Annotated in this window: 24 protein-coding genes; 13 read left to right on the forward strand and 11 right to left on the reverse strand. The window is 39.4% G+C overall.

From position 1 onward, the window contains the following. Positions 1-15: 15 nt before the first annotated feature. Positions 16-1,386, forward strand: a complete 1,371-nt coding sequence (gene purB, locus ED622_RS11220; protein WP_122034020.1) for an adenylosuccinate lyase — start codon at positions 16-18, stop codon at positions 1,384-1,386. Between the two features lie 122 nt (positions 1,387-1,508). Here purB and ED622_RS11225 read toward each other — a convergent pair whose 3' ends face one another. Continuing rightward, positions 1,509-1,937, reverse strand: coding sequence for a hypothetical protein (locus tag ED622_RS11225; RefSeq protein WP_122034023.1), 429 nt, complete (start codon positions 1,935-1,937; stop codon positions 1,509-1,511). 232 nt (positions 1,938-2,169) lie between these two features. Between ED622_RS11225 and ED622_RS11230 the strand changes: the two genes are divergently transcribed. The 5 genes from ED622_RS11230 to ED622_RS11250 all read left to right on the forward strand — a co-directional run bounded on the left by ED622_RS11230 (position 2,170) and on the right by ED622_RS11250 (position 9,016). Then, complete coding sequence (locus tag ED622_RS11230; RefSeq protein WP_122034025.1) at positions 2,170-4,263, forward strand: methyl-accepting chemotaxis protein; 2,094 nt, start codon at positions 2,170-2,172, stop codon at positions 4,261-4,263. A 290-nt stretch (positions 4,264-4,553) separates the two neighbouring features. Next, entirely contained in the window at positions 4,554-5,531 is a 978-nt protein-coding gene (locus ED622_RS11235; RefSeq protein WP_122034027.1) for a tripartite tricarboxylate transporter substrate binding protein, read from the forward strand. A gap of 120 nt (positions 5,532-5,651) precedes the next feature. Continuing rightward, positions 5,652-6,152 carry a tripartite tricarboxylate transporter TctB family protein gene (locus tag ED622_RS11240; RefSeq protein WP_045102570.1) on the forward strand — a complete coding sequence of 167 codons (501 nt, stop codon included), beginning with the start codon at positions 5,652-5,654 and terminating at the stop codon, positions 6,150-6,152. A gap of 16 nt (positions 6,153-6,168) precedes the next feature. After that, the gene (locus ED622_RS11245; protein WP_045102571.1) at positions 6,169-7,695 is read left to right on the forward strand and encodes a tripartite tricarboxylate transporter permease; all 1,527 of its coding nucleotides are present in this window, start codon (positions 6,169-6,171) and stop codon (positions 7,693-7,695) included. 124 nt (positions 7,696-7,819) lie between these two features. After that, positions 7,820-9,016 (forward strand): DEAD/DEAH box helicase, encoded by a 1,197-nt coding sequence (locus tag ED622_RS11250; protein ID WP_122034030.1) that lies wholly within the window; start codon positions 7,820-7,822, stop codon positions 9,014-9,016. Positions 9,017-9,126: 110 nt separating this feature from the next. Here the strand turns inward: ED622_RS11250 and ED622_RS11255 are convergent, their stop codons facing one another. From ED622_RS11255 to ED622_RS11270, 4 genes are read right to left on the reverse strand one after another with little or no spacing between them, the layout of a single operon-like run. Further along, a complete protein-coding gene (locus ED622_RS11255; RefSeq protein ID WP_122034032.1) occupies positions 9,127-10,011 on the reverse strand; it encodes a patatin-like phospholipase family protein in 885 nt (294 codons plus the stop codon). Positions 10,012-10,031: 20 nt separating this feature from the next. Continuing rightward, entirely contained in the window at positions 10,032-10,502 is a 471-nt protein-coding gene (gene ybaK, locus ED622_RS11260; RefSeq protein ID WP_122034034.1) for a Cys-tRNA(Pro) deacylase, read from the reverse strand. Positions 10,503-10,528: 26 nt separating this feature from the next. Next, the gene (locus tag ED622_RS11265; protein WP_122034036.1) at positions 10,529-11,203 is read right to left on the reverse strand and encodes a response regulator; all 675 of its coding nucleotides are present in this window, start codon (positions 11,201-11,203) and stop codon (positions 10,529-10,531) included. A gap of 45 nt (positions 11,204-11,248) precedes the next feature. After that, on the reverse strand, positions 11,249-12,850 hold the full coding sequence (locus ED622_RS11270; RefSeq protein WP_122034038.1) for a sensor histidine kinase: 1,602 nt from the start codon (positions 12,848-12,850) through the stop codon (positions 11,249-11,251). A 215-nt stretch (positions 12,851-13,065) separates the two neighbouring features. Here ED622_RS11270 and ED622_RS11275 point away from each other — a divergent pair, with 215 nt between their 5' ends. Next, positions 13,066-14,820 carry a formate--tetrahydrofolate ligase gene (locus ED622_RS11275; protein WP_122034040.1) on the forward strand — a complete coding sequence of 585 codons (1,755 nt, stop codon included), beginning with the start codon at positions 13,066-13,068 and terminating at the stop codon, positions 14,818-14,820. Positions 14,821-14,923: 103 nt separating this feature from the next. Next, complete coding sequence (locus tag ED622_RS11280) at positions 14,924-15,424, forward strand: YfbU family protein (protein WP_045102578.1); 501 nt, start codon at positions 14,924-14,926, stop codon at positions 15,422-15,424. Positions 15,425-15,627: 203 nt separating this feature from the next. Here ED622_RS11280 and ED622_RS11285 read toward each other — a convergent pair whose 3' ends face one another. Continuing rightward, complete coding sequence (locus ED622_RS11285; protein ID WP_122034042.1) at positions 15,628-16,332, reverse strand: oligogalacturonate-specific porin KdgM family protein; 705 nt, start codon at positions 16,330-16,332, stop codon at positions 15,628-15,630. Between the two features lie 508 nt (positions 16,333-16,840). Between ED622_RS11285 and rlmA the strand changes: the two genes are divergently transcribed. Beyond that, positions 16,841-17,650 (forward strand): 23S rRNA (guanine(745)-N(1))-methyltransferase, encoded by an 810-nt coding sequence (gene rlmA / locus ED622_RS11290; RefSeq protein ID WP_122034044.1) that lies wholly within the window; start codon positions 16,841-16,843, stop codon positions 17,648-17,650. Positions 17,651-17,910: 260 nt separating this feature from the next. Beyond that, positions 17,911-18,513 (forward strand): outer membrane beta-barrel protein, encoded by a 603-nt coding sequence (locus ED622_RS11295; protein WP_162922510.1) that lies wholly within the window; start codon positions 17,911-17,913, stop codon positions 18,511-18,513. On the opposite strand, the gene clcA is transcribed toward ED622_RS11295, so the two are convergent. Further along, the gene (gene clcA, locus ED622_RS11300; RefSeq protein ID WP_122034048.1) at positions 18,490-19,902 is read right to left on the reverse strand and encodes a H(+)/Cl(-) exchange transporter ClcA; all 1,413 of its coding nucleotides are present in this window, start codon (positions 19,900-19,902) and stop codon (positions 18,490-18,492) included. The genes ED622_RS11295 and clcA overlap by 24 nt on opposite strands. 223 nt (positions 19,903-20,125) lie before the next feature. Beyond that, a complete protein-coding gene (gene lpxM / locus ED622_RS11305; RefSeq protein WP_122034050.1) occupies positions 20,126-21,067 on the reverse strand; it encodes a lauroyl-Kdo(2)-lipid IV(A) myristoyltransferase in 942 nt (313 codons plus the stop codon). A 78-nt stretch (positions 21,068-21,145) separates the two neighbouring features. Between lpxM and ED622_RS11310 the strand changes: the two genes are divergently transcribed. Further along, positions 21,146-21,571 carry an HIT domain-containing protein gene (locus tag ED622_RS11310; RefSeq protein WP_122034053.1) on the forward strand — a complete coding sequence of 142 codons (426 nt, stop codon included), beginning with the start codon at positions 21,146-21,148 and terminating at the stop codon, positions 21,569-21,571. Between the two features lie 89 nt (positions 21,572-21,660). Here ED622_RS11310 and ED622_RS11315 read toward each other — a convergent pair whose 3' ends face one another. Both ED622_RS11315 and ED622_RS11320 read right to left on the reverse strand, forming a co-directional pair. Continuing rightward, positions 21,661-21,921: a YfcL family protein gene (locus ED622_RS11315; RefSeq protein WP_122034055.1), complete on the reverse strand. Its 261-nt coding sequence runs from the start codon at positions 21,919-21,921 to the stop codon at positions 21,661-21,663. 7 nt (positions 21,922-21,928) lie between these two features. Then, a complete protein-coding gene (locus ED622_RS11320) occupies positions 21,929-22,459 on the reverse strand; it encodes an elongation factor P hydroxylase (RefSeq protein WP_122034057.1) in 531 nt (176 codons plus the stop codon). 173 nt (positions 22,460-22,632) lie between these two features. On the opposite strand from ED622_RS11320, the gene ED622_RS11325 reads away from it, so the two are divergent. Both ED622_RS11325 and ED622_RS11330 read left to right on the forward strand, forming a co-directional pair. Continuing rightward, a complete protein-coding gene (locus ED622_RS11325) occupies positions 22,633-23,160 on the forward strand; it encodes an MgtC/SapB family protein (RefSeq protein ID WP_122034059.1) in 528 nt (175 codons plus the stop codon). Between the two features lie 111 nt (positions 23,161-23,271). Next, positions 23,272-23,910, forward strand: a complete 639-nt coding sequence (locus tag ED622_RS11330; RefSeq protein WP_122034061.1) for a trimeric intracellular cation channel family protein — start codon at positions 23,272-23,274, stop codon at positions 23,908-23,910. A gap of 184 nt (positions 23,911-24,094) precedes the next feature. Here ED622_RS11330 and aroC read toward each other — a convergent pair whose 3' ends face one another. Beyond that, entirely contained in the window at positions 24,095-25,180 is a 1,086-nt protein-coding gene (gene aroC / locus ED622_RS11335) for a chorismate synthase (RefSeq protein WP_122034063.1), read from the reverse strand. Between the last annotated feature and the right edge of the window lie 159 nt (positions 25,181-25,339).

Genomic DNA, 25,339 nt, shown 5'->3' on the forward strand with positions numbered 1-25,339 from the left:
ATCTAGGAGATTCACATGGAATTGTCAGCATTAACTGCTGTTTCACCTGTAGATGGTCGCTACGGAAGTAAAACAATTTCTCTACGCAGCATCTTTAGTGAGTACGGCTTACTAAAGTACCGCACTGTTGTTGAAGTTCGTTGGCTTCAAAAATTAGCAGCTACGCAATCGATTGCGGAAGTGGCTACATTAAGCGCAGAAGCGAATCAATTCTTAGATAATATCGCAGCTAACTTCAATGAAGAAGATGCTATGCGTATCAAAGAAATTGAACGCACTACTAACCACGATGTTAAAGCTGTTGAATATTTCCTTAAAGAAAAAGTTGCAGAGGTTCCTGAACTTCACGCAATTAATGAGTTCATCCACTTTGCATGTACTTCAGAAGACATCAACAACACATCTCACGCTCTAATGCTTAAAGAAGCACGTGATACTGTGATTCTTCCTGAAATCCGTAACGTTATCGATGCAATCAAAGCATTAGCTAACGAGTACCGTGACATTCCGCTTCTTTCTCGTACACACGGTCAGCCAGCTTCTCCATCTACTATGGGTAAAGAAATGGCTAACGTTGCGTACCGTATGGAACGTCAATATAAGCAAATCGAAAACGTTGAGATCCTAGCAAAAATCAATGGTGCTGTAGGTAACTATAACGCTCACCTTTCTGCTTACCCTGATGTTGATTGGCATGCATTTAGCGAAGAGTTCATCACTGAATCTCTAGGCGTTAACTGGAACCCATACACAACTCAAATCGAGCCTCATGACTACATTGCTGAGCTATTTGATGCGATTGCACGTTTCAACACTATCCTTCTTGATTTTGACCGTGACGTTTGGGGTTACATAGCTCTTGGTCACTTCAAACAAAAAACGATTGCTGGCGAAATCGGCTCTTCAACAATGCCGCATAAAGTTAACCCAATCGATTTTGAAAACTCTGAAGGTAACCTAGGTCTTGCTAACGCTATCTTTAGCCACCTAGCACAAAAACTGCCTGTATCTCGCTGGCAGCGTGACCTAACTGACTCAACGGTTCTTCGTAACCTAGGTGTTGGTTGTGGCTACGCTATCATTGCATACACGTCGACTCTAAAAGGCATTAGCAAATTAGAGATCAACCGTGCTGCACTTGAAGCTGAGTTAGATAAAAACTGGGAAGTTCTTGCAGAACCTGTACAAACAGTAATGCGTCGTTACGGCATCGAAAAGCCATACGAAAAACTAAAAGAACTGACTCGTGGTAAACGTGTAGATGGCGAAGGCATGCGTGCATTCATCGACGGTTTAGAAATCCCTGCAGATGAGAAAGTTCGTCTAAAAGAGATGACGCCAGCAAACTACATCGGTCAAGCTATCGAGCTAACTGACAAGCTGTAATCTTTACGGTTATTTTTAACCCGACAGATTAACAAGCACTAAAAAGCCCTGTATCAAACGCCTTTAAGCGTACTGTTACAGGGCTTTTTTATTCGGTTTTTATTTATTCGAGTTGATGCTAATTACATCACACACTCTTGCATTTCTTTTGCGCCTTCAACACCTTTCTCAATTAAGCTCTGCGCTTCTTGGTTTGAAATCGTCGACATCACTTTATCCAATAACTTCTCTGCACTAGATTCTGATGACGCTTCCACTAAACAACTGTACGCATTAGCAATGTGCTCTTGGATTTCAACCAGTGCTTTAGGGTTGCTGTAATCTGCATTTAACGCTTCATCAATTGATTCTGCAAACTCAGATGCAGAGCTGGCTGCGTCACCAAATTGTTCAATATTAATCGCTTCTAGATCTACTGATTCTAGCTTTTCTTGAGCCATATCTACGGCCTTATTTGCAGCCTCTTGCGCTTTATCAATCGCTTGACTTGCGTCATCACACCCCATTAAAGCCACAGAAAACAATAAAGGAACTAATAATTTTTTGTTCATTTTTTTCTCACTATACAATTATAAAGATAACCAAAACAGACTAACAGAAAACCAATAAAATAAGAGAGTTAGCTTGTATCTAAGTATGAATATACAAGTATAAATCATCGCTTGTGAAGTCAATGTGAACAAGGCGACTAAATAATATACGATTAATATCCATATTTAACTAATGGTTATTCATTCTGAGTCGATAAGAGGTTCTATAAAATACACTTCTATTGGAAAGATTATGTTTAAATCGATAAAAACACGTATAGCTGTCAGTGCTGGGCTTGCTATTTTTATTACACTAAGCACTACAATGTTTTTTACCACCATCTCTTATAACAATGTTAATGACGAGATTACCCGACATGTATCTGACCAACTTGCTGATAACATTGATTATAAATTACTGTCTATTGCCAGCCAACAAAGTGCAGAACTAAACGGACTTTTTTCTCCTGTTATTAGTAATTTAAAACAACTCAAATCAGTTTTAGAACTGTCTAATGATAACCAAGCAAATGCCGACCTTTTAATTAAACAATTCATATCTTCATTAAAAAACCAAAATGACAGCGTATTTGCTGGCTATATGGTATGGGAAGAAGGCCAATTCATTAAAGACGATTCTGAGCTTACCCAAAAAGCATTAAATAAAGACGGTATTTTATCTCCATTCTTTTCACCAACAGACTCTAGTTTTGAAGCATTAGGTATGGCTAGCTTTAGTAATACAGCTTTAAATAATAATGGTGAACGTATTGATGAATGGCACTTAGCACCTTTTGAATCAGGAAAAAGCTTTGTAATGGAACCATACTATTACAATGTAAGAGGCAACGAGGAGCTAATTACTACTATTAGCTTACCATTAGTAACAAATAACAAAATTATTGGATCTATAGGCTATGATTGGTCAATTAAAAGTTTCCAAACAATTAGTAAGCAAGCAGCCCAAGCCATTGGTATTCCAAATGCTGTAGTGTCTATCGCATCATGGAACGGAACTTTATTATCTTTCAGCCAAAATGAAAGCTTAGTCGGAAAACAAGTTAGAAACGATTTTGCTCAGCACTGGGCTCAAATCCAACAAGAAGCAAAAACAAACAAACCATTCTTAAAAGACATAGGTCAATTCAAAACAGCTATCGCAACCATTAATACAGGTTCAAAACCCTGGATTGTAATGGTGTCAGTTCCTGTAGAAATTTTACAAAAAGAAATTACTGACTTTAACTCACTAAGTACTCAACTCAGTCATGATGCGCTTTCTAATGGCCTTTTAAGTGGTTTAGTTTCTTCAATTATCGGTATTACTATTATCTTTATTTTAGCAAGACAAATTGGGAACACATTGATGAACTTAACATCACGCTTTGAAAATATAGCTCAAGGCGATGGCGACTTAACTCAGCGTATTGAAGTCACATCTAAAGATGAAATTGGCCAACTTGCTTTCTGGTTCAATACCTTTATCGAGAAAGTTCAAAATACACTTCATAATGCAAAAGAGACGGCTGAACTCGTCTCTCAATCATCAATGAATACCATGACTGAAACAGAAAAGTCACAAATAAAACTTCAAAATCAAGTCAATGAAGTGACACAGTTGGCAACTGCAATTAATGAGATGAGTGCAACAGCCCAAGAGGTAGCATCATCGGCATTACAAGCCGCAACGGCAGCAAGCCAGATCCAAGCAAGCAGTGAAGAAGGTCAAAAAATCATGGATAACGCAGCAGCTTCAGTAGAAGAATTAGCGTCGTTCATTAATGAAGCCCAAGAGCAAGTCGTTAACTTGGCGGCATCGAGCAATGATATTCAAAAGATCCTGCTTGAAATCGGCGGAATTGCTGAACAAACCAATCTACTGGCATTAAATGCCGCGATTGAAGCCGCTCGTGCAGGTGAGTATGGCCGTGGGTTTGCTGTTGTTGCTGATGAAGTTCGTAACCTAGCAAGCCGCACACAAAGTTCAACTCAAGAAATTAATAATATGCTTGCTGTATTACAACAAAATACTCATAGCATTGTGACGGTAATGGACAGTAGCCAAAAGCAAGCATTCGCAACTAAAGAAGAAACGCTAATTGCACAAGAAAATCTGAAAGAGATCAGTACCGCTATTCTGGTAGCCAATGACATGAATAATCAGATTGCTTCAGCCGCAGAGGAACAAAGCTCTGTCTCTGAAGAGATAAATCGCAATGTGACAAGTATTAACGAAGCCGCTGATGAAGTTCTTTCTGATATGCAAACTTCGTTAAATGATACCGCAGAGCTAACAAAAGAAAGCCATTCACTAGCTCAGAAATTAAGTGAATTTAAAACTCAATAGATTTTAAAACCTAGAATCTACATTTAATTAAGCCATGCTTTTTCTCTATTGCATGGCTTTTTTATTTATCCAAATCCGCATGAACTTTATGAACAAAATTCATTTAATGTTCTAAATAGCCATTATCATCTCTATCTAGCCAAAACCCCCTCAAGTGAATAACATTTACGTAACAACCAAGAAAAAGCAGTATATATCGAACGATAACAGCTCATAGAAGCTGTAACCCCTACTCTCAAGTTTCACACCATAACGACAGAGAAACTTGGACACATAAGGACATGTTATTCATGCTTACTTCATTTAAAAAACAAATCACAGCCTCAATGATTGCTGCAACCTTTGCACTTTCAGGTTCAGCTATTGCAGCCGAACTTGAAAAAATTCACTTCATCATTCCTGGTGGTGCTGGTGGCGGTTGGGATATGACAGCTCGCGGTACCGGTGATGTATTGCTTAAATCAGACATCATTGAACAAGCGTCATACCAAAACCTTTCAGGGGGCGGCGGCGGTAAAGCTATTGCTCATTTAATTGAAACTGCAGAGCGCCAGCCAGATACATTAATGGTCAACTCCACGCCTATCGTGATCCGATCGTTAAGTGGTATTTTCCCGCAGTCATTTCGAGACCTAACCCCAGTTGCTGCAACTATTGCCGATTATGGTGCGATTGTCGTAAATAAAGACTCTAAATATACCAGCTGGGAGCAAGTGGTTGCTGATTTTGAAAAAGACCCTCGTTCAGTAAAAATTGCAGGCGGTTCAGCTCGAGGCAGCATGGATCACCTAGTGGTTGCGGCAGCATTTAAAGGTGAAGGCTTTGATGCAAGAAAAGTACGTTACATTGCGTACGATGCCGGTGGCAAAGCAATGGCTGCACTGCTTTCAGGCGAAACACCTCTACTTTCAACAGGGTTAGGTGAAGTGCTTGAAATGTCGAAAAGCGGTCAAGTTCGTATTCTTGCTATCACAGCACCTAAACGTTTAGAAAGTGCGCCAGAAATCCCAACACTAACTGAATACGGCAATGAAACCGTCTTTGCTAACTGGCGTGGTTTCTTCGCAGCGCCTGGTACACCACAAGCGAAAATCGATGAGTACAGAGAAGCCTTCGATAAGATGTATGAAACGGATCAATGGGCGGTAGTTCGAGATCGTAATGGTTGGATTGATAACTACAAGGCGGACAAAGACTTTTATGCTTTCCTTGAAAATCAAGAATTGCTAATGGGTAACCTAATGCGTGAGCTTGGCTTCTTAAAATAACACAATCATTTCAGCTGCCTTGAATAATTAATGACTCTCCCGGATATGGCTCATTAATGTTCCTGTTACCTCCTCCTTGCACCTTATGTTCAAGGCAGCCTTTTTCTTACTCTTTTTTAAATGGATGAATGGAGAGAACTCATGTCGTACTCTAGCTCTTCTCTACTATGCCGAGATCGCGTTGGCGCAATCATTTTTTTACTGGTCTGCTTATGCTATGGCTACCAAACCAGTTTAATTCCTTTATTTCCTGGTGATGAATACGAACCCTTCACCGCTCGAACCCTACCTTACATGCTGACCTTTGCTGGTATTTTTCTTTCATTACTTCTTATTGTCTCAGCTCAACCTGATGAAAAAAGTGGTGCCGTATTAGGCTTTAACTGGAAGCTCTTAATTGGGTTTATCATTTTAATGGTGTTGTATGGCATTGGTTTAACATGGCTCGGTTTTGTTCTAGCTACAAGCCTATTTTTACTGGCAGGGTTCTATCTTTTAGGCGAACGTCGTAAACCCATTTTATTTGGCGCCTCGTTTCCTTTCGTTACTGGATTCTGGCTACTTCTTACCAAAGGTTTGGATATCTATCTAGAACCTGGTTATCTTTTTCTTGCTTGGTAAACCCTAGGACTTAATTATGTTAGATGGAATTTTAGCAGGCTTATCAACAGCGATTATGCCAACCAACTTGATGATGGTGATGATCGGCTGTTTTGTAGGTACATTCATCGGTATGTTGCCGGGTCTTGGCCCTATTTCTGCCATTGCCTTAATGATCCCGATTAGCTACGGACTTGATCCAGCATCAGGTATGATCTTAATGGCGGGTGTTTATTATGGCGCCGTTTTTGGTGGGTCTACCTCATCAATATTGATTAATGCACCGGGCTGTTCTTCAACTGTGGTTACTGCCTTTGATGGTTATCCAATGGCACAAAAAGGTCAGGCAGGTAAAGCCCTTGCGCTTGCTGCCTACTCCTCTTTTACCGGTGGTACACTTTCAGCCATCATGCTACTGATTGCAGCTCCAGCGCTTGCCAAGGTATCTCTTAGCTTCCAATCATCAGATTACTTTGCCCTAATGTTAGTCGGCTTATCCGCTGTTGCAGCATTCGCAGGTAAAGGCCAAGTGATTAAAGCTTGGATGATGACCATTCTTGGTTTAATGCTTTCAACCGTCGGCATTGATAAAGGCATTGGTGTCGAGCGCTTTACTTTTGGCTTAACTGATTTAATGGATGGATTCAGCTTCTTATTGCTTGCAATGGCAACCTTCGCATTAGGGGAAACCTTGATGGGAATATTAAAACCAGAGCAAGACACGCGAGATGATGAACAAAATAAAATGTCTGACCTAGGCAGCATGAAAATCACCAAAGAAGAATTTAAAGAGGTTGCTCCTGTTGCTGTTCGTTCATCTATCCTTGGTTTCTTTACTGGCGTATTACCCGGCGCTGGCGCAACTATTGCGGCATTCTTAAGTTACGGAATGGAGCGAAACCTAGCACCAAAAGATAAAAAAGAAGAGTTTGGTAAAGGCAGCATCCGTGGATTAGTGGCACCTGAATCGGCAAATAACGCCGCATCAAGTGGATCATTTGTTCCCCTGCTTACCTTAGGTATTCCTGGCTCTGGAACGACCGCAATCATGCTTGGTGCCTTAATCGCTTATGGTATTCAACCTGGTCCAAGACTGTTTGTCGATCACCCTGATATCTTCTGGTCAGTTATTATCTCTATGTACTTTGGTAATATCGTATTAGTGATCCTAAATTTACCGTTAATTCCATACATCTCTAAATTACTTGCTGTGCCAAGAACCGTATTGATGCCGATGGTTTTATTCTTCTCAATTACTGGGGTGTATTTAGTCTCATTTAATACCGTTGATGTATTCATCATGATCTTTATTGCGATGGTGGCAATAGCCCTGCGGCTTGCCAATTTTCCACTAGCCCCCTTACTGCTCGGATTTATATTGGGTGGCATGATGGAAGAGAATTTACGTCGAGCATTAATGATCAGTGATGGTGAGTTGAGTTTCTTGTGGGAACGTCCTATTACCTTTAGTTTCACTGCTATTGCTGCAATTGTGCTTATTCTTCCAATGCTACTGACGTTTATCAATAACGTTATCCGTCCTAAGTTTGCAGTAAAGTCATAATCTTCTAATCTAACCGTCTAATATGGACACCAATACTAAGGATAGTATTGGTGTCTATTTCCTCTGCTGCCATTTCTTTTTTTCATGCTACAATCCCCTTCTATTCATATATCTGAGATTTCACATGCCATTTTCCAAACTTGGGTTAAGCGATCCAATTTTAAAAGCCATCGACGAACTGGGTTATAAAGCCCCAACTCCAATTCAAGAAAAAGCCATTCCCGTTGCGCTTACTGGAAAAAACCTAATTGCAGCCGCGCAAACAGGTACAGGTAAAACAGCCAGTTTTGTATTACCAATTTTAGAAATCCTCAGCGAAGATCCAACTAAGGTTCGTGCTAAACGTGTTCGTGCATTAATTTTAACGCCGACACGTGAGCTAGCGATCCAAGTTGAAGACAATATTCAAAAATACAGTAAGCATATCGATATTAGTTCACTGGCTATGTACGGTGGCGTTGATTATAAAAATCAAAAAGAACGTCTGATTGAAGGGGTTGATGTATTAGTTGCCACTCCTGGCCGTCTTCTTGATATGTACACGCAACGCGCAATTCATTTCGATGAAATTGAGATTTTAGTTCTTGATGAAGCAGACCGTATGCTCGATATGGGCTTTATTGAAGACATCAATAAAATCATCGAGCGTTTACCGCTTGATCGCCAAAACATGTTGTTCTCTGCAACACTGTCTGATCAAGTACGTTTTTTAGCGAAAACAGCGGTAAATAATCCAATTGAAATTACTATTTCGCCAAAAACGACATCAGCACCACAAATTGATCAGTGGTTAACCACGGTTGATAAAGACAGAAAATCAGCACTGCTTAGTCACTTAATTACAGAAAATGAGTGGGACCAAGCACTGATCTTTATTGAGACTAAACACGGTGCGGCTAAATTAGTTAGCCAATTAGAAAAACGCGGGATCAGAGCAGAAGCTTTCCACAGTGGCCGAAGCCAAGATGCTCGTGCAAAAGTACTAAATGACTTTAAAGAAGGTAAATTACAATACCTAGTTGCTACAGGTATTGCGGCTCGTGGTATTGATATTGATGAGCTAACACGAGTGGTTAACTACGACCTACCTTTCCCTGCTGATGATTACGTTCACCGCATTGGTCGTACTGGTCGTGCTGGTGCAAAAGGTGAGGCTATCTCATTTGTTTCTAAAGATGACTTTAAAAACTTATGCATGATTGAAAAACGTCTTGGACACTTAATTGTTCGTAAAGAAATAGAAGGCTTTGCACCACGTAAAGAAGTGCCTATTTCTATTTTGAATTTTAAGCCTGCAAGAAAACCAGCACCAAAGTTCTAACCACAACTTGGTTAGATTACTAAATTAAAAAACGCCCATACTTTTTACTAGAAAGAGAAGTGAAAAATATGGGCGTTTTTATATCTATCTGTTGATTAAGATAAGAGGATTTATAGAAGATGCTTTAAGGCATGCCCCGCTCTTTCATAACCTAAGTCTATCATTTCAGCTGTGCGTTCAAACTCAAATGTGCCACACGCATCTCTTGCTATTTCAACCGTAATATCTGGCGGATAAGCCGCAAGCTTTTGTCTCGCAATAGTGCTTTGCATCGCATCGAACGCTTGGTTTGCAATATCATACATACCTAAATCTATTCGCGATGCCTTCTCCGTTAAAGAACCAAAATAATCACTCACTTTTCGATGAAATGGCATATCTTCTTCTGGCTCTTGTGCTGAAATATCCACTTGATTGATCCCAAAGTCATCAATTTTATGGCTAATTTCACCAGCTAAGTTTACCGCAAGAGTAATATCGGAATGATCAGCAAAAGTTGGAGCAATCGGAACAGGGTTTAATACTCCGCCATCAATTAATGTTTTTCCATTAAATTCAATTGGCATTAAGTAAAGCGGTAAAGAGATAGAAGCTCGAATCGCTTGCAAAAGTGACCCTTTTTGTAACCACACCTCTTTTTCATTGCTAATGTCTGCAGCAACTGCGGTATAAGGAATTGAAAGATCTTCAATATGTAAATCTCCCAAGATATGACCAAGACGATTCATAACTTTATCGCCTTTAATTAGTCCACCTTTACCCCAATTGAAATCCATCAAAGAGACAATATCGAGCTTGGTGATAGTTCGCATCCACGCTTCAAATTCATCTAACTTTCCGGCGGCATATACCCCTCCGACAACAGTACCAATAGAGCAACCAGAGACAGATACAATCTCAAAATCATGTTCTTCTAACCAACGGATCACGCCGATATGAGCAAGGCCTCTCGCTCCACCACTTCCAAGAACAAGCGATACTGTTTTTTTCTTCATGGGGTTTCTCCCTTCCATGATCACTCTGCTTTAATATCCATAAATTGTGCGTTTAACACTTGCTGTAAAGCCTTAGGGGCTAACCCAATATCTAGCCCTCTTTTACCACCACTGACATAGATGGTTTCAAACTGCTCAGCCGTATTATCAATCACTGTTTTCAATCGTTTCTTTTGGCCAAGAGGACTAACGCCTCCCATGACGTATCCGGTCGATTTTTGAACCAAAGCAGGATCGGCCATTTTTGCTTTTTTGCCACCAGCAGCTTTAGCAATTAATTTCATACTTAAATGGGCAGCAACAGGAATAATACCAACGACTAGCTCTTTCTCATCTACTTGAACCACTAAGGTTTTAAACACCTCTTCATCAGGTAATCCCAGTTTTTCGGCCGCTTCTAATCCATACGCTTGAGCTTTTGGATCATGGTGATACTCAAGCACTTGATGTTCAATTTTTGCTTTCTTTAATAATTTCGTTGCTGGTGTCATTGCTATTAATACCTTAAAAAATAGGGTTACGCCTTAAAGTACGTCCGCTCTGGTCGCCCAACACTGCCATAAGAGAGGTCGGCACTCAATTCTCCAGAGCTAATGAGATATTCTAAATAACGACGAGCAGTAGTTCGGCTTACACCAATTAACTCACCTGCTTGATCTGCCGTTAATTGCTTTTCATTCACAAACAGTTGGCGCACTTTTTCTAATGTTACGCTATCAATGCCTTTGGGTAATCTTGCCACAGGCGTTGTCGTGGTAGAATGCAGCATGGCATCAACCATGGTTTGATCAATATCAACTCGATTAATAAATTGTTCTTTTTGACTTAAATATTTATTAATTGACTCTTCTAAGCGACTAAATATAACAGGCTTTAACAGATAATCTACCACACCACCACGCATTGCTTCTTGCAGCGTATTCACATCTCTGTCAGCTGTAATTAAGATAACATCAGGGGACGACTCTTTTTGGCGTAACTCACGCAATATATCAAGCCCGTTACCATCAGGAAGATAAATATCCAATAGCACTAAGTCTGGGTTTAACACATCAAATAACGTCGTCGCTTCTTCCTTACTGGCTGCAATTCCTATGACCTCTACATAATCTATTTTATCCAGATTACGGCGATGTATTTCTGCGATGCCAATATCATCTTCTACGATAACGATCTTGATTTTACTACTCACACAATATCCTTTTGTTTATTCTTTATATTTATAAGATTGGTTGCTCTATGAATGCAACTTTTTTGGCAAATAAATGGTCATCAAGGTTCCTTTTCCCTCATCACTTCTGACCGTAAACTCTCCGTGATAATGATCGACTAATTGCTGAATAAGATGCAAACCAACCCCACGTCCTTGTTCCGGTTTTGTAGATACGCCTCTTTGAGTTAACTGTTTAAAGCTAAATGCCTGCGGTAGGCCGCACCCTTTATCTTCTACTTCGATAATCACTTCTTGGCCAAAATCAGTCACACTGACAATAATAGGCTCAGTTACTTCTTTTGATTGATTCAAGGTTGCATCAAACGCATTGTCGATTAAATTTCCGATAATCGTCACCATATCTTCAGCACGAATATGCTCAGGTAAATGCGTTAATTGCGTCCCTTCCTCTATATCTAAAACTAAACCAAGCTCTCTCGCCCTCTCACTTTTACCAAGCAGTACCCCTGCAATCATAGGTGCAGAGATACTTTCTCGTAAAAACTCAATTAACTTTTGATAGCGTAGGCTTTCTTGTCCGATGATCTGCTGTACTTCTTCAATCTTACCTAATTGGATCAAGCCGCTAATGGTATTTAATTTATTTCGATGCTCATGAGTTTGGGATCGTAATAAATCGGCATATTGCTTAACTTGAGAAAGTTGAGTCGTCAATTCACTGATTTCATCTTTACGTCGAAAACTAGATACCGCCCCAATCACTTCACCGTCCATCTTAATCAATTCTCGGTTAGCAATAACGGCTTGGCCATTTAGTATCAACTCAATATCATGCTCTGATTGTTGGGTAACCAAAAGCTTAGTCAAATCACTGTCTGGCAAGACTTCAATAAATAACCGATTTAAAGACTGCTTAGGATCTATACCTAATATGTCACAGGCGCTTTTATTAATAGATCTAAGCTTACCATTCGCATCAATACTCAAGACCCCTTCACGTAATGTTGAGAGTGTGACTTGTTGTTCTTTATATAAACGCCCAAATGCTTCTGGCTCAAAACCAAAAATAGGCTTTTGAAAGCGCCTAGCGACAAAGTTAGCAATGAGGGTATTAGCAAAAATAACCAGCACAGCCATCCCAAGAAAAAAGCTGAGAAAGTGAGAAACTTTGCTATCAATAGTGGTTAGTAAATAACCGACTGAAACCACTCCGATAATCTCACCACGATCATTTATAATCGGTGTTTTTCCGCGTACAGAGTGACCTAATGAACCTTTGGCGTATGAGATATAGGATTCGCCTAACTCTAGCGCTTGCTGGTTATCTCCCCCCTGCATCGGCTTTCCTATCCGCTCTTTAATCGGATGAGCGATTCGTATACCTTCTTTGTTCCCCACAACAATAAAAGCCGCACCAATGGATGAGCGTAATCGTTCTATTTTTTCTTCGATTAACAAGGGAGCATTTTTCTCAATGGCCATCATCACTAATGGTGACTGAGCGAGAAATCGAGCAACGCCTAACGCTTTATCTCCGCTGTCTTGTGATTCCCAGTGCTTGATATATAAGAACGCACACACAGACAAAATTAAAAGCTTACCTACGCCAGAAATGGTCATTACTGTTAATAATCGACGTCTAAAATTCAAATCACGCCAAGACATTCATTTTTCCTTGTTAATCTTGCCTTAACAAAGAGTATCACAAGCCATTAACCTATTCTTAAACCTTGTTCATACTCTTGATCACACCTTATAAATATTTTCATCAATTCCATCGTAAAGTTAGGGAATTAATTCAGTATCACCCCACTTATGTGGTATAAAAAGCGCGCTTCTTTTCAGCATTTTTAACTCTTTCCCAAAAGGTTTCCGTTACTATGAAAAGCGATATTGAGATCTGTCAAACTGCGACACTTATCAGAATGAAAACGATTGCGTCAAACTTAGGACTGCATGATGATGACATTACGCCACAAGGTCGCTATAAAGCAAAAGTCAATATTGACGCCTTAAAACACCTTGAAAACAAACCAAATGGTAAGTTAATTTTAGTCAGTGCTATCACGCCAACGCCCCTTGGTGAAGGTAAAACAGTGACGACCATTGGCCTAGCTCAAGGCCTAGCAAAATTAGGCGAATCCGTCAGTGCCTGCATTCGTCAACCTTCAATGGGACCTGTGTTTGGGGTAAAAGGCGGGGCTGCAGGTGGTGGTTATAGCCAAGTCGCTCCAATGGAAGAACTAAACCTTCATTTAACAGGCGATATTCATGCTATTACCGCGGCACATAACTTGGCCTCAGCAGCCATTGATGCTCGTATTTATCATGAGCAACGTCTAGGCTACGAACTGTTTTCTGAAAAGAACGACCTTCCCGCATTGCGAATTGATCCTGAACGAGTCGTTTGGAAACGAGTAATGGATCATAACGATCGCGCCCTTCGCATGGTCACTATTGGCAATAATGAAGAGGGAAAAACTATTAACGGCTATCAACGTGAAGATGGTTTTGATATTACCGCCGCTTCTGAATTGATGGCTATTCTGGCACTGGCGAGCGATCTTCAAGATTTACGTCAACGTATTGGTCGCATTGTTGTTGCTTATAATCTTGATGGCGAGCCCGTAACCACTGAAGATCTGCAAGTTGCTGGCGCAATGACGGTAACAATGAAATTTGCTATCAACCCAACCTTAATGCAAACGCTAGAAGGCGTACCGACTTTTGTTCACTCAGGTCCTTTTGCCAATATTGCTCATGGTAACTCTTCTATTATTGCCGACAATATCGCATTAAAACTGACTGATTATACGGTAACAGAAGGCGGTTTTGGTTCAGATATGGGATTAGAAAAAGCCTGCAATATTAAAGCGCCATTAGCAGGTAAAGCACCTGATTGTGCAGTGCTTGTTGCAACACTTCGAGGCATTAAAGCAAACTCTGGTTTATTTCCATTATCTCCAGGTCAAGCCTTACCTAAAGCCCTATTCACTCCAAACCAAGAAGCATTAAATGCAGGTTTAGATAATTTACAATGGCATATTAATAACTGTGCTAAATATGGTTTACCTGTTGTTGTAGCGATTAACCGTTTCCCTGAAGATACTCAAGAAGAGTTGGATTTCTTACAACAGTGGATTGCTGCATTGTCATCAGAAACCAATGTCGATGTTTCTATTAGTGAAGCTTTCGTTAAAGGTGGTGAAGGCGCAAAAGAGTTAGCTTCAAAAGTGATTGCTGCTTGTAAAAAAACAACTCAATTCATACCGCTATACACCAGTGACATGAGCTTATTTGATAAATTAAATGCAGTCGCAATTAAGGGTTACGGTGCTGAGCGTATTGAGCTATCAGAAAAAGCGCAGCAACAACTAGAACAGTTTGAGAAGTTAGGTTACCAATCTTTATCTGTGTGTATGGCAAAGACACCAGCTTCTATTTCAACAGATGGCAATATCAAAGGTGCACCAACAGATTTCATTGTTCCTATTCGTGAATTGAAACTGTGTGCTGGTGCCGGCTTTATTTATGCACTGTGTGGCAATGTCATGACGATGCCGGGTTTACCAGAAAAGCCAGCATTTATGAATTTAGACATTGATACAGATGGAAACATAACTGGACTTAGCTAAGATCACATAACTTAATATAGATCATATTCTATGTGCTACATTTACTGTTAATCTAGCTTCAACTTTTTATACAAATTTACTTATAATTTTTGAGGTTATCCTGATGGATATGACAAATGCTCAACGCTTAATTCTTTCTAACCAGTATTATTTGATGTCACAGATGGATCCTGCAAATGCAGAAAAATACCAACGCCAACAACTGATTGTTGAACGTGGTTATGAACTACAAATCCGTGAATTAGATAAAGACTTTGGTTGCATTACAGAAGCAGAATGTCGTGAGATCATCGACTTCATGGAGATGTACCATGCAATGCAAGAATCTTACAATATGTTAGTTCCTGAATGCCAAGCAAAAGTAGACGCTCGTCGTCTTCAGTTTTTAGGCTTTGATATTGCAACAGAAGCGCAGCAAGTGAACTACGTTCGTTTCCTAACAACTTCTGAAGGTTTATACCCTCAGTTTGATAAAGCGGATCACCACTTCAATAGCCAAATGACAATGACTGATAAATATCGTCGTATGCTAACAACATGGCGCAACTGCCCACGTCAATACCACTTATGTTCAACAGAGATGGCGCAAATCTTTAACGCTTAATTTCTATATAGCTAAGCGCTAAACATAAGTAACCAATTAAAATCCTCGCTCTGGCGGGGATTTTTTATGCCTGTGTTTTATTACTATATAAACAAAAAAATCCCCACTGACGGATCAGTGAGGATTTAGCTTTCTAACTTGATTAACGCTAGCAGTCCACCCTTATAGGATTTGCATGATTAATCATGGTTTAGAAACAGAGATTACCAGCTGTAAGAAGCACCAACTACGAATGCGTTGTTGTAGTTGTCAGCTTGGTTACGGTACTCAACGTATGGTTGAACACCTTCTGATTTATTCCAAGTAGCACGAAGCTCGTGGTCCATAGCGCTATCGCGTGAATCACCATTATGAGCATCACCAGCAAGTACGTATACGTTGTTGTAGCTTAATGTCACTGCCGCGTCTGTCAGTGTATAAGCAATACGGTTATCAAAACGTACATCCATGTCATTAGCATTTTTATCAGCAGCATCAATGTGAGCACGAGTACGGTTAGAGATAGAAATACCGTTATCGAAGTTGTAACCAATTTTCACTAGTGGACGGTATTGTACTTCTTTACCGTTAGCCATTAGGTGGTGGTAACCTACCGCCATCCATAAATTTTCGTTAATAGCGAATGATTGCTCTGCACCTAATGTTACGTATGCTGGAGAGTTTGACTTAACGCCATCATCGTTTGCTTTTAAAGAACCTAGTTGAATACCATCAAACTCGGTTAATAGCGTTAAACCACCGAATGAATTATCAAACGTATGACCCGCTTCTAGCGTAGATGTCATACCAGAACCATGTAGGTTGCTATCGTGTGCTTGTACGTTACCAGTTACATAAGTTGAGTCAGCCATTGCTGCACCAGAAAGAAGAATTGCTGGAACGATAAGTGCTAGTGTTGATTTTTTCATGTGATATACCCTATATATTTAAACTGTTTGGCTTGGTTCTTCTATTGAGACCATCAATATATAAAGACCAAACTCTCAAAATTTTGTAATCCGTTAATGTTTCTCTAAATCCGTTGAGATGAATCATGCCCTATTAATTCGCTCTGAAAAATTAATCCAATTCATAGTTTGACCAACTTCAAAAACAGCCTGTATGAAAATATATAAAGCAAATAAAAACAATAAGATAGGCACTAATTATCATTTTATAATTTAGGTTTTATGTTATTTATTAATGGTGAGATCACATTTTTCACAGCGATAATTAACAATTAACGTGATCACGGTCTCTCTGTTTTGAGAACAAAAAAGGTCTTGTTAGCTTCTATTAGGGGCTGTATTTGAAGTGAGTCACATTATTAATTTTGAGACTAAAATTAAATAGCAGCAGAGATTTTTTATTAGTGGGTCTTTTTATTCTAGAAATGAAGAAGTACACTGCAGCCCTAATCTAATTTCAGGTCTGGTTATGTCTTATCAATGCCCTTTATGCCAATGCGAGTTGCATCTTACTAGCAACCAATATCGTTGTGAAAACAACCATCAGTTTGATAACGCAAAAGAAGGTTATGTAAACCTCATGCCAGCTCATCATAAGCGTTCTAAAAACCCTGGTGACAATAAAGAGATGATGCAAGCTAGACGCGCTTTTCTAGAGGCTGGGCATTATCAACCGATGCAACAACAGGTAGCTAGCTTATGTCAGCAATATATAACGGATGATTCAGCCAACCTACTTGATATTGGTTGTGGTGAAGGTTATTACACCTCAAAAATTGCAGAGCAACTTGATGGTAAAGATGCGAACGTCTTTGGCCTCGATATTTCAAAAGTTGCTATTAAATATGCTGCAAAACGTTATCTAAATTGCCAATTTAGCGTCGCTTCAAGCCACCGCTTGCCTTTCTCTGATCTAAGTTTAGATGGCATTGTACGTATCTATGCACCATGCAAAGCACAAGAGTTGCACCGTACAATTAAAGATAACGGATACCTAATTACCGTAACGCCAGCAAGTCATCATTTATATGAATTGCGTGAAGGGGTTTATGGTGATGTTCGCCTACATGATGAAGAAGCAGAAGATATTAGTGGATTTGATCTTATTGAAGAGAAAAAATTAACTTACGATATGCACCTAAATGGTCTAGAAGCCCTGCATTTATTGGATATGACGCCGTTTGCATGGAAAGCGACAGCAGAATTTAAAGCCGAATTGGAAGAGAAAACTGCATTTGATTGTAAAGCGGACTTTATGATTAGAGTTTATAAAAAATAAACATTGAGTCTCAAAAATAAGATGCCAAATAACTATTTAATTAATAAAAGTTATTTGGCATTTTTATATCTACAACCAATAACTCTTCCATTTTTCTCTCATTTTTAATCCATTCCTGCCTACAATATAAAAACGCAGCGTAAAAACTGATCTAAATCAAAATATATCGATAGGCACCATTTTATCGAACTCCGAGAGAACAACAAGGAGAAGTATTGTTTGGTCTGATACTTACATATTAATCAATATGGATGAATCTTATGAAGTGTTTACTTATTTGTATGTTGCTGCTTATTTCTAGCCATAGTTTCGCTAAACTAGATAATATTTACCTCTCATCTGGAGTCGAGAAATCATCATTAGCATTAAGCGGGGCTGAAATTGATTTAGAAAATGGGTTATTTGTAAAGATCGGTTACCCGTTTGTATTAGCGCCAGATTATAATCTTGTTGTTGAGTTTGAGTATAGCCAGATAGGAAGCTATGAACATCATTTAACTGATAATGTTGGTTATGATAATGTAGAAATAGAGGCTAGCTCTGTAGGTATGAATTTAAAATATCAATCTTATCTTTTTGATTCTGATTTCTATTTAGCAAGTATTCTTGGAGTTCATCAATATTCTTTAGATTTAATGGTAGATAGCTTATCGCAAACGAATGCAAACGGAACAACCTTACAAACTACCATCTCTGGTGAAAAATCAATAAAAGAAGTCGGACTATCTTATGGCGTGGAAATTGGATACTCACTGCCATATTCATTAAATATAGCAGCAAGTTATACTATGGGAAGAGTGATTTCTGATGGTGTCGCTATCGACCTTTTATCAAGCCAACTAATCTTGAGCTACATCTTTTAAAGGTGGCTGATGATCCGCCCTCAACTCTTTATCTTTCAACAAAGATTGCTTTAAAAGTGCAGAATACAATGGCTGACCACCAAGTGCTTGAGCAATAAAAGTGGCTCCTAGCGTGGTCACAAGTAGAGGCAGTATCAGCTGGTAATTATTCGTCATTTCTACAACAAGAATTACCCCTGTAACAGGCGCTCGAACCGTTGCTGCAAATAACGCACCCATTCCCGCAATAGCATAGACCCCAGGCTCTGAAACCCATTCAGGGAACCAAGCAGCCATTACCACACCAAAAGACAAACCAAGTAATGTTCCCAACGCTAACATTGGTGCAAAAATACCACCCGGAGCACCCGATGAAAAACAAGCAACTGTTACAATAACACGCAGTACAAAGAATCCAACCATGATCATCCAAGCCATTGGGCTATAGAACATCTCTGTAATAATTTCCATACCACTGCCAGAGAGCTTTGGTGCGATTAGCTGTAATAAAGCAAATGTCCCACCAAATGCAGCACCCAATAAAACAAGACGTGACAATCTATTTTGGTGGAACTTTTTAACTTTACTGGTCCCTTTTAAAATCCACTTATTAAAATTAACACCAATAATGCCAAATATAATACCTAAAATAGCGAATAAGAGCAGAGATCGAAGTGGTGGAACCTCAAAGCTTGGGATCGTCAAAAATGCTTCTTGGCCATGTAAAGAGCGCATTACAATAGTTGCAACTGCCGTTGCTAAGGTGACACATTTAATTGAAGTAATGTTATATCGAAACTGGGGACGCATTTCTTCAATAACAAACAAGATACCCGCTAAAGGCGCATTAAATGCAGCGGCTAAACCTGCCGCAGCACCAGCTGCTGTTAATATATGAGAAGAGTGACTAAAGCGTTTACCTTTAGATGCGATCATTCGTCCAACCGCACCACCAATTTGAATCGATGGTCCTTCACGGCCAAGCACCATTCCAGAACCAATGGTTAACGTGCCTGCAATAAATTTGATCGGTAATACACGAGCCCAACGAATATCATGAGTACCATCTAATGCCCCTTCAATATGAGGGATCCCACTGCCTGCCGCTTCCGGTGCAAATTTAAAGGTAAGCCAAAAACCAAAAGCCGCCATTGCTGCACCCGCAAGTACCGCCGCAACAGGAGCTAAGTATTCAGAATAAGGAAGAGAGTCAACAAAATGAAGACGTTGCTCTGTAATTAATCGAATTGATGCTTCAAATAAAGCAACGACAGAGCCAGCAATACCACCAACAAGGGCTGATAAGAAAAGCAGTGCATAGTAATCAGTTTGTGTAGTTAAGAATTTAGGGGTTGTGCGATGCTTTAACATCCCACCTTGAAAGAAACGAAAATTGGGTGATTTTGGCATTTATCGTATCAACTTAGCACTAAAGAGCATTATGAACGTTATAGAATAGAGATCACAAATAATTATACGCTCTGCACCTAAATAGACCCTAACCATTTGTAAAAACTTAGATTGATTAAATGACCAAGATCGAACTTTGATATAAATCAACAAAATATAAGGATACAAAAAAAGCTCATTTCATGATGAAGTGAGCTTTAAAATACATAAATGTTATTTACATTTAATATAAACGGCTACCGTCAGGTCGAGAACGCAGTAAGTTTAATACCCACATATATTGCTCTGGACGCTCTGTCACTAACTGCTCAATTGCAATATTCATTGCACGTGCATCGGTTTCTTCATCGCCAGATGGAAAATCAGCAATCGCAGGTAGAGTGATAATTTCAAACTGCCCTGTTTCTGCATTATAAGATGGCAACATTGGTACCACTTTCGCCTTCGATAAGCGAGCCAATTTACCAAAGCCTTTTAATGTTGCTTTTTGAGTCGCAAAGAAAGGCACGAACACACTGTTTTGCGGTCCATGATCTTCATCTGGTAAGTAATAAGCCAAGTAACCTTCTCTAATCGCCTTGATTAATGGTTTTATACCAGCACTACGAGCATAAATTTTACCCCCATACTGCATACGCTGAACATGCATTAACCAATCAGTAATAGGGTTCTTTTGTGGCTTCATCATGGTTGTCACATGATAACCGCGAGACGCGAGTAGAATAGCAGGGAAATCAATCGCCCACGCATGTGGAGCAAGAATAATAATATTCTCTTTTTGCTCTAAAAGCGGAAACAAGTTTTCTCCACCAACAAAAATACCTCTATTCTCGTTATGCTTACGACTGCGAATAATTAACTCAGAGAACCCAAGCATAACTTGAGCGCCTGTAATATAGGTATCTTCTAGTAACTTTTGTTGCTCTTGCTCTGACTTCTCAGGAAAACAAGTCGCAATATTTAACTTAGCACGTTTAATCCCACCACTTGGCTTCTTAAGTACCAATTTAACAATCTTTGCAGCTAATTTGTCACGTAATCGAAAAGGAACAAACGCCAAAATAACAGCGAAACCAACCCCTAACCATGTAGGCCAGTATCTAGGATGTAGAAACGCCCACTGAAATGTTGGGTTATATGCATTTTTATCGACTTTTTCACTCATGAATAGATTCACTTATTCTTTATTATGAACTGTTTATGATATAACAAAGCATTGCTGATAGAAACCAAGGAAATTCGAATGGCTTTTCAATTACACTCTCGTCTACAACAAGATTGCATTATTTTAGGTAATCTTCCTTTATGCCAAATTTTAATGATTAAAGAAGATATTGGTCCTTGGTTAATTTTAGTTCCTCGTATTGAGAATTTAAAAGAAATTCACCACATGACAACAGAGCAACAAATTCAGTTTATTCAAGAGTCGAGCGCCGTTGCACAGTTATTAGAAGATAACTTTACGCCAGATAAAATTAATATCGGCGCGCTTGGTAATTTGGTTCCTCAACTGCACATCCATCACATCGCACGCTTTACCACTGATTGTGCTTGGCCAGGACCGGTATGGGGCAACACTAATGGAATAATCAGAGAGCAATCAGCTCAAACAACATTAGTTTATCAATTGCGCGATAAGCTTGATGCGATCTCTGGTTTTAAACGTTAATTTGTTGGTTAATTAAAACAATAGACATAAAAAAGGCAGCTCTTATTCAAGCTGCCTTTCTATAACTCTACATTCAGTACATCTATCGGTTATGCGTTTTGAAGCTCATCCCATAGATCAGCAACAATAATGCGATCAGCAGGTGCTAATTCTGATTTTGCAGCATCAAGACTGTCATTGATGTGTGCTTTTAATACTTCGATATCACTTACACCTTGCTCTTCACATTTAGCTACAGACAGTGAAATATGACCACGTAAATAGCCACCAGCAAATAACTCATCATCCGATGCTGTTTCGATACGAGCATCAATCAGTTCAAGCATTTTTTCTTCAAATTCAATGATCATCTTTTTCCTATTGGACAATAAATTGTTCTTTAGTTAGTGGGGTGACTTGATAAAACTCACGCAACGCATTAGATAGCGCCTCTACACGCGGAGGTAATCCATTATCTAAAATCCCCATCACTTCATTATGTACTTTAGCCATGAATGCTAAACGATCTGGTTCAAAATCGCCATTTAAGTTGTCACAACTGACGTTAAATTTTAACCCCGCACTTAATGAAAGGATCCACTCATACGCTTGAGGTCTAATTTCAACTTTCTCAAACTCAGATTGAACTTGCTCTGTTCTGCCATCCGGTTCATACCAATAGCCAAAATCTTCCAATAAACGACGTTCAGGACCAGCAACACACCAATGAGCAATTTCGTGCATACCTGATTGATAAAAACCACGAGCAAAAACAATTCTATGGTAATCAAACTCACTATCTGCAGGTAAATAAATCGGTTCATCGCCCCCTAATACGAGTTTCGTATTAAAAGACTCTAAGAAAGTAGCGTTAAAAATAGAAATTAAATCGGAGTATTGATGAGACATACGAAAAGCTTAGCTATAATAAAGAAGGTAACATTCTACCTTAAGCATAAACAAAGACCTATCTAGATAAATAATTTTTATCCTCTGTTTCAAAATTATTCATTATCTGTAAAAAGAGTGTCCTGATACTCTCAATAATTATCATTTCCCTTTTGATTGGAGTTTCACCTCCCGTGAATGACATCACTTTACAACTGGCTCAATTACTTGATTTAGGGCCTTTTTCTTGGACTGCTATTTCAGCTTGTGCTTTTAACGGTTTATTAATTGGTGTTGAAAGACAAACTCGAGGAAAACCAGTAGGAATAAGGACCTCTATTTTAATCATCTCAGGCACTTATTTCTTCTTAGCAATGGCCATGTCTTTATCTGTTAATTCCCTTGACCATGCTCGAGTTCTTGGGCAAATAATTACTGGTATTGGTTTTCTTGGCGCTGGTGTAATGATGACTCTAGATGGAAAAATCCACGGCGTTACCTCTGCCGCCATTATTTGGGTTTTAGCCGCATTAGGTATGATGATAGCACTGGGGTACATTCAACAATCAATCATCATTACTTTACTCGCTCTATTTGTTTTATTAGGCATTGATAAGCTTGAAAATACCTTTAAAAGTCTCCGTCGAGGTGTGCATCAAAAATTCCTTAATATAAGAACACATAAACCAAGATCTCAAAGCCTCGATAAAACGCATAAATAAAACTAATCTGAAAAATGTCGGAATAGTTTTTTTCATTCGTCATTATAGGTTTAATTTCATAAAATCCCTGCCTTATTATTTCGCCAACATAACACGGTATGGTATTAGTAAATGTTATTAACAATTCTTTATATTATAGGGATCACCGCTGAAGCCATGACTGGCGCATTGGCGGCAGGCAAGAAAAAAATGGATTGGTTTGGCGTCATGCTAGTAGCAAGTGCTACCGCTATTGGTGGTGGTACTGTGCGTGATATTTTATTGGGTCACTACCCTGTTGGCTGGGTAAAGAATCCTCACTTTCTTGTAATTACTTGTATTGCAGGCGTATTAACCACATGGATTGGCCCATGGGTTGCTAAAAACCACCGTTTCTTTGTGGTATTAGATGCTATTGGCCTTATTGTATTTAGTATTATTGGCTCACAAGTGGCGCTAGATATGGGCCTGCATCCATTAATATGTGTGGTAGCAGCCATTGTTACCGGTGTCTTTGGTGGGTTATTACGAGATCTATTCTGTCGTCAAATGCCAATGGTATTACATAACGAACTCTACGCATCGATTTCACTACTTTCATCAGTCTTATACATTAGTTTGTTGCACTTCGGCGTAGATGAATTAATAACAACGGTTGTAACTATCACGATTGGTTTTTCTGCGCGTATGGCGGCGGTAAAATTTGGTTGGTGTTTACCTGTTTTTCATTTAGATATTACCGAAGATCAGCCAGAAAGCGTTAAGAAGTGATGAACGTTAAAGAGACTAGGGACGAGATCTTAGGGGCTAGGAAGAGCTAAATATCAAATACAAACAGAAAGAGCCAGATCGAATGTAACTTCAATCTGGCTCTTTTTATTTATGTCTATTAATAGTAGAGGATGGTTCTTCCGCTCTTAACTCGTCCCTAAAAACTAGTCCCTATCTCCTACCACTAAATCTTAGGCGTTTCTGTTTGTACACCGAAGTTCTGACCACGGTGACGAACTAGATGATCCATAACCACAATCGCTAACATCGCTTCAGCAATCGGAACCGCACGGATACCAACACAAGGATCATGACGTCCTTTCGTAATTAACTCTGTTTTTTCACCGCTACGAGTAATCGTTTCACCCGGAACTGTAATACTAGAAGTAGGTTTTAACGCAATGTGAGCCACAATATCTTGGCCAGATGAAATACCACCTAAAATGCCACCCGCATGGTTTGAACTAAAACCTTCAGGTGTTAATGGATCACGATGCTCTGAACCACGTTGTTGAACCACTTCAAAGCCATCACCAATCTCAACACCTTTAACCGCGTTAATTCCCATTAAAGCGTGGGCAACATCTGCATCTAAACGATCAAAAACAGGTTCACCTAAACCAACCGGTACACCTTGTGCAACGACGGTAATTTTAGCACCAATAGAGTCACCCTCTTTCTTTAACTTACGAATAAGCTCATCAAAGGCGTCAACTTTACTCGCATCAGGGCAGAAAAAGGCGTTGTTTTCAATTTCATTCCAATCAACAGAATCAATGGCAACATCGCCCATTTGTGATAAATAAGCGCGGATCTCAATACCAAATTCTTGCTTTAAGTATTTCTTTGCTACAGCACCTGCCGCCACACGCATCGCTGTTTCACGAGCTGATGAGCGACCGCCACCACGATAATCGCGTTGTCCATATTTCTGATGGTAAGTGTAATCTGCATGTCCCGGACGGAACTTATCTTTAATTTCTGAATAGTCTTTAGAACGTTGGTCAGTATTTTCAATCAATAAACCAATTGAAGTACCTGTTGTTTGACCTTCAAATACGCCCGATAGAATTTTTACTTCATCGGCTTCACGTCGTTGAGTAGTGTATTTTGATGTACCCGGTTTACGACGGTCTAAATCAATTTGTAGATCCGCTTCGCTCAATTCCAAACCTGGAGGACAGCCATCCACTATACAGCCTAAAGCTAAGCCATGACTTTCACCAAACGTTGTTACTCGAAAATGTTGTCCAATAGAGTTTCCAGCCATTACTTCCTCTGTAAATAAATTGATTCGCCACTATTAACTGACTAATAATCAGTTTTCAATAAAACCATATTGTCTTGAATCTCAGTAAGAGTAAAGCCCCTAGCAATGCTTTCTCTCTAAATTAGTGGATGCACCTTTTTCTTACTCCTAATTTTCTTT

The sequence above is a fragment of the Aliivibrio sp. EL58 genome, assembly GCF_900312675.1.
Lineage (GTDB): Bacteria > Pseudomonadota > Gammaproteobacteria > Enterobacterales > Vibrionaceae > Aliivibrio.

Coding starts and splice junctions, on each gene's coding strand:
- ED622_RS11320 (WP_122034057.1), bottom strand. CDS start 22,459: ATGTCTCATCAATACTCCGATTTAATTTCTATTTTTAACGCTACTTTC.
- lpxM (WP_122034050.1), bottom strand. CDS start 21,067: ATGAGTGAAAAAGTCGATAAAAATGCATATAACCCAACATTTCAGTGG.
- ED622_RS11225 (WP_122034023.1), bottom strand. CDS start 1,937: ATGAACAAAAAATTATTAGTTCCTTTATTGTTTTCTGTGGCTTTAATG.
- ED622_RS11285 (WP_122034042.1), bottom strand. CDS start 16,332: ATGAAAAAATCAACACTAGCACTTATCGTTCCAGCAATTCTTCTTTCT.
- ED622_RS11230 (WP_122034025.1), top strand. CDS start 2,170: ATGTTTAAATCGATAAAAACACGTATAGCTGTCAGTGCTGGGCTTGCT.
- ED622_RS11255 (WP_122034032.1), bottom strand. CDS start 10,011: ATGAAGAAAAAAACAGTATCGCTTGTTCTTGGAAGTGGTGGAGCGAGA.
- ED622_RS11275 (WP_122034040.1), top strand. CDS start 13,066: ATGAAAAGCGATATTGAGATCTGTCAAACTGCGACACTTATCAGAATG.
- ED622_RS11280 (WP_045102578.1), top strand. CDS start 14,924: ATGGATATGACAAATGCTCAACGCTTAATTCTTTCTAACCAGTATTAT.
- rlmA (WP_122034044.1), top strand. CDS start 16,841: ATGTCTTATCAATGCCCTTTATGCCAATGCGAGTTGCATCTTACTAGC.
- ED622_RS11310 (WP_122034053.1), top strand. CDS start 21,146: ATGGCTTTTCAATTACACTCTCGTCTACAACAAGATTGCATTATTTTA.
- clcA (WP_122034048.1), bottom strand. CDS start 19,902: ATGCCAAAATCACCCAATTTTCGTTTCTTTCAAGGTGGGATGTTAAAG.
- ED622_RS11295 (WP_162922510.1), top strand. CDS start 17,911: ATGAAGTGTTTACTTATTTGTATGTTGCTGCTTATTTCTAGCCATAGT.
- ED622_RS11240 (WP_045102570.1), top strand. CDS start 5,652: ATGGATGAATGGAGAGAACTCATGTCGTACTCTAGCTCTTCTCTACTA.
- ED622_RS11235 (WP_122034027.1), top strand. CDS start 4,554: ATGCTTACTTCATTTAAAAAACAAATCACAGCCTCAATGATTGCTGCA.
- purB (WP_122034020.1), top strand. CDS start 16: ATGGAATTGTCAGCATTAACTGCTGTTTCACCTGTAGATGGTCGCTAC.
- ED622_RS11250 (WP_122034030.1), top strand. CDS start 7,820: ATGCCATTTTCCAAACTTGGGTTAAGCGATCCAATTTTAAAAGCCATC.
- ybaK (WP_122034034.1), bottom strand. CDS start 10,502: ATGACACCAGCAACGAAATTATTAAAGAAAGCAAAAATTGAACATCAA.
- ED622_RS11270 (WP_122034038.1), bottom strand. CDS start 12,850: ATGTCTTGGCGTGATTTGAATTTTAGACGTCGATTATTAACAGTAATG.
- ED622_RS11245 (WP_045102571.1), top strand. CDS start 6,169: ATGTTAGATGGAATTTTAGCAGGCTTATCAACAGCGATTATGCCAACC.
- ED622_RS11315 (WP_122034055.1), bottom strand. CDS start 21,921: ATGATCATTGAATTTGAAGAAAAAATGCTTGAACTGATTGATGCTCGT.
- aroC (WP_122034063.1), bottom strand. CDS start 25,180: ATGGCTGGAAACTCTATTGGACAACATTTTCGAGTAACAACGTTTGGT.
- ED622_RS11330 (WP_122034061.1), top strand. CDS start 23,272: ATGTTATTAACAATTCTTTATATTATAGGGATCACCGCTGAAGCCATG.